Below are 2,230 nucleotides of genomic sequence, written 5' to 3' on the forward strand. Positions count from 1 at the left end.
GTATGTGTTCCTATAGCCCGACGTCTGGGCTGCTGCAGAAACACGAAAAGCCCCCGAATTTCTTCGGGGGCTTTCGTTCTGACACCGGTTTCGTGGCTCCGACCGGCGTCGATCCGGTGACCTTTCGATTTTCAGTCGAACGCTCTACCAACTGAGCTACAGAGCCTGGACTAAAAACCGGCGTCTTGCGACCCTGACGGGACTTGAACCCGCGACCTCCGCCGTGACAGGGCGGCGCGCTAACCAACTGCGCTACAGGGCCTTATTTTGCTTTGTGCCTCATCAGCACGAGGAGAAACTCTATCAGACTTTCTTCCCCTTGGTCCAATCAGCTCCTGCCAATCTGACCAAGTACCCCCAACGGGATTCGAACCCGTGCCGCCGCCGTGAAAGGGCGGTGTCCTAGGCCGCTAGACGATGGGGGCCCGAACCCTTGGAACATCGCTGCTCCGAGGGGAACCTGTAAGAGTTTAGGGCCAGAGACTCTGTCACGGCAAATCGAGAGGTTCGCCCGTAGTATTTGTCCCCATGGCCTACATGATGAGCGATGAGGAGTTCGACGCCGCCGCGGCCGTTGCCCTTGAACTCATTCCGCCTCGTCTCGCCGCCAGGATCGAGAATGTGGCCGTCTTCGTGGAGGATCATTACCAGCCCGAACCCTGGGAAGACCCGGAGACCACGCTGCTTGGCCTTTACGAGGGCATCCCGCTGACCGAACGCGGCGGTGAACCCTGGGCCATGCCGGATCGCATCACTCTATATAAGGACGCAATCCTAGAGATCTGCGCGACTCGCGAAGAGGTCATCGACCAGATCGCCATTACCGTGGTCCACGAAGTAGCGCACTTCTTCGGCATCGACGATGCCACGCTTCACCGTCTCGGCTGGGGCTGACTTACAACTGCGAGGTGTCATTAGCACAGCCCCAGAGAGAAGTCACGGAACCTCAACCTTCAAGTAGCTTGAAGGTTCCGCTATACCATTTTGTAACCCTGGATGCCCGGAAACTCGCGGTTTTTGTCTCACAGGTTCATCACAGAAACGACACGGCCTATTGCCAGCGTGACCTTTTCGCAATTATCGTGAGCCACGTAGCACCGCGAAGGATCACTCGGATCAGCGTTTCCCATCTTCGTCGATTTGCGCAGGCCAGGCTTCCCATCGCTTATGGCCCGCCCAGATCGTCCGCTGACCGGGTGAACCCAGGAGCTCCTTAGTGCCGATGAGGAGTTCCTCGCAGTGCCGCACCAGTGAGGAAAAGTGAGGAACTACCGTGAAATACCGCCGCAATCTCGCGGTGGCAGCCATTACGGCCGCCGTCGTGACTACAGCGCTTGTCGGGACCACTCTGCCCGACCTGGTCGCTGATCGCGCCACCGAAGCCGTCGAGCACCGCGACACTGACCAGAACCTCTCCGACTCTGTTGTGGTCACTGAGCTGCCCGAGACTCCTTCCGCGCAGGAGATCTCCGCGGCCAAGGAGTCCCAGCAGGCTCGCGAACAGATGATCGTTGACATCGCAGGCCGCATTGACCAGGCCAGCCAGCGGGCCAATGAGCTTGAAGCCGACCTTCAGCGCCAGCAGGCGCAGGCCGTCGCCCGCTTACAGGAGGCCGAGGAAGCTGCTGCTGCCGCCGAGGAAGCCCGCAGCATCCAGGCTGCCGCAGCTTCGGAGGACTATCAGCAGCAGGACACCTCGGCTGCCGATGTACTGCTCTCCGACGGTGATGTGTTGGCCGAGGACGCCACTGATCAGCAGCTGCAGGAGCAGGCTGAGCAGGACGCTGTTGCTGCCGAGCAGGCTGAGCGCGAAGCAGAAGAGCTCGCCGCGCAGGCCCAGCGCGAGGCCGAATCTGCGCAGCAGGCCGTAGCCTCCGTCGAGCAGAGCACCGACCAGACCATCGAGAACGTTGAAGAGCTTGGCCAGAACATCTACGAGCAGCTTGCTGCCCTGAAGGAACTCGAAGGCTTTGACGGAAGCCTCCAGGAGTTCTTCGAGATGATGCTGGGCGAGGCTCGAAGCGGTTCCAGCGCTTACTTCACTGAAGACGGCGACGTCGACTACGAGCAGCTGGTCTACCGAGTCCAGCAGCTGCGCGCCGAAGCCGAGCAGGCTGCTGTGGCCCAGGAGGACGCTGAGCAGTCCCCCGCCGAGGCAGAACCCGAGACTGCCGAAAGCTCCTCGGAGGGTACGGAAGGGGAAGCCGCACCGTCCGAGGAGCCGGAGGCA

At 60.9% G+C, this 2,230-nt stretch carries 1 protein-coding gene, 3 tRNA genes and 1 pseudogene; 2 read left to right on the forward strand and 3 right to left on the reverse strand.

What is annotated here, in order from left to right:
- Window positions 1-93: 93 nt before the first annotated feature.
- The 3 genes from TX78_RS10610 to TX78_RS10620 form a co-directional block, all read right to left on the reverse strand.
- Window positions 94-166, reverse strand: a tRNA-Phe gene (locus tag TX78_RS10610).
- A 22-nt stretch (window positions 167-188) separates the two neighbouring features.
- A tRNA-Asp gene (locus TX78_RS10615) sits at window positions 189-262 on the reverse strand.
- Window positions 263-352: 90 nt separating this feature from the next.
- A tRNA-Glu gene (locus TX78_RS10620) sits at window positions 353-425 on the reverse strand.
- Between the two features lie 103 nt (window positions 426-528).
- Here TX78_RS10620 and TX78_RS10625 point away from each other — a divergent pair.
- Window positions 529-894 carry a metallopeptidase family protein gene (locus TX78_RS10625; RefSeq protein WP_044496125.1) on the forward strand — a complete coding sequence of 122 codons (366 nt, stop codon included), beginning with the start codon at window positions 529-531 and terminating at the stop codon, window positions 892-894.
- 379 nt (window positions 895-1,273) lie between these two features.
- Window positions 1,274-2,230: pseudogene (locus TX78_RS13805) on the forward strand (hypothetical protein); the annotation flags it as partial.

Origin of the sequence: Nesterenkonia massiliensis (assembly GCF_000455245.1) — a bacterium.
Taxonomy (GTDB): Bacteria; Actinomycetota; Actinomycetes; order Actinomycetales; family Micrococcaceae; genus Nesterenkonia; species Nesterenkonia rhizosphaerae.

Coding starts and splice junctions, on each gene's coding strand:
- TX78_RS10625 (WP_044496125.1), top strand. CDS start 529: ATGGCCTACATGATGAGCGATGAGGAGTTCGACGCCGCCGCGGCCGTT.